Source organism: Kitasatospora sp. NPDC054768 (assembly GCF_053612025.1).
Genome location: NZ_JBSHBN010000350.1, coordinates 1 through 1407, shown reverse-complemented (window position 1 = coordinate 1407; position 1407 = coordinate 1). Strand labels below are relative to the sequence as shown.

At 68.1% G+C, this 1407-nt stretch carries 1 protein-coding gene; it reads left to right on the top strand.

The features are described from left to right. The first annotated feature begins 53 nt into the window (after window positions 1–53). Window positions 54–1211, top strand: a complete 1158-nt coding sequence (locus ACWGKU_RS41060) for an IS701 family transposase (protein ID WP_331768556.1) — start codon at window positions 54–56, stop codon at window positions 1209–1211. The last annotated feature ends 196 nt before the right edge of the window (window positions 1212–1407 follow it).

Genomic DNA, 1407 nt, shown 5'->3' with positions numbered 1-1407 from the left:
TACTGCAACGGTGCCTACCGTGACGGTTGTTCAGGTCGGTCGTTGCTCCTGTCATGGGTGGGGACATATCTGAGGTCGATGCTCGGCGATGGTCGGACGGGCTTGCCGGGTTGCATGAGCGGTTTGCGCGCCGGTTCGCGCGAAGCGAGCCGCGGGAGTCGGCGCTGGCCTACATGCGCGGATTGCTGGCGCCGCTGGAGCGCAAGAATGGCTGGACGGTGGCCGAGGAGGCCGGTCACGGTGGCCCGGACCGGATCCACCGGCTGCTGAACCGCATCGACTGGGACGCAGACGGGGTGCTCGACGACGTGCGCGAGTACGTCGTCGAGCACCTGGCCGACCCCGATGGCGTGCTGATCGTGGACGACACCGGGTTCCTGAAAAAGGGCGTGCGCTCGGCCGGCGTCCAGCGGCAGTACTCCGGCACTGCCGGCCGCACCGAGAATTGTCAGGTCGGCGTCTTCCTCGCCTACTCGGGGCCCCGTGGCCGGACGCTGATCGACCGGGCGCTCTACCTGCCGAAGTCCTGGACGGACGACCGCGAGCGCTGCCGGGCGGCCGGGATCGGTGACGGGGTCGAGTTCGCCACGAAGGTTCAGATGGCCCGGGGGATGGTCCGCAAGGCGATCGAGGACGGGATCCCGTTCCGGTGGGTGACCGCGGACGCGGGCTACGGTCTCAGCAAGGGCTGGCGCTATGAACTGGAGCAGGCCGACGTCTTCCATGTGGTGGCCACCACGAGCAACGACACCGTGGTCACCCGCTGGGCCGTGGACCATCGGCTCCACGACCTGGTCGCGGGACTGCCCCGGCAGAAGTGGAAGCGTCGTTCGTGTGGCGAGGGCGCCCACGGCCTGCGGATCTACGACTGGGCCAGAGTCGAGGTCCGTCCCTGGCACCGCCCCGACCGCAGGCACTGGGTGCTCGCCCGCCGTAGCATCGCCGCCCCGACCAAGGTCGCCTACTACATCGCCTACGCCCCCGCCGATGCCACACTCAACGAGCTGATCGCCGTCGCGGGCGCCCGATGGGCGATCGAGGAATGCTTCCAGACCGCGAAAGGCCAGTGCGGTTTGGACGACTACCAGGTCCGCCGCTACCCCGGCTGGTACCGGCACATCACCCTGGCCATGGCCGCCCACGCCTACCTCACCGTCCTGCGGGCCGGACAGCTCGAAAAGGGGCTGGACCAGCTCGAACGCCAGACCTAATACCGCTGACCGTTCCCGAAATCCGCCGGCTGATCATGCATCTCACCCGATCTGTCCGCCGCAGCATCACCCACGTCCTGCACTGGTCCCACTGGCGCCGCCGACGCCAACACCAGGCCCGGACCAGCCACTACAAACGACGAGGCCACAGCCCAAGAGCTGAAGCCTCGCCACAGTAAGCACCGTTGCAGTACTA

Excerpts from the sequence above, each read along its gene's own strand:
- ACWGKU_RS41060 (WP_331768556.1), top strand. The coding sequence starts at position 54 with ATGGGTGGGGACATATCTGAGGTCGATGCTCGGCGATGGTCGGACGGG.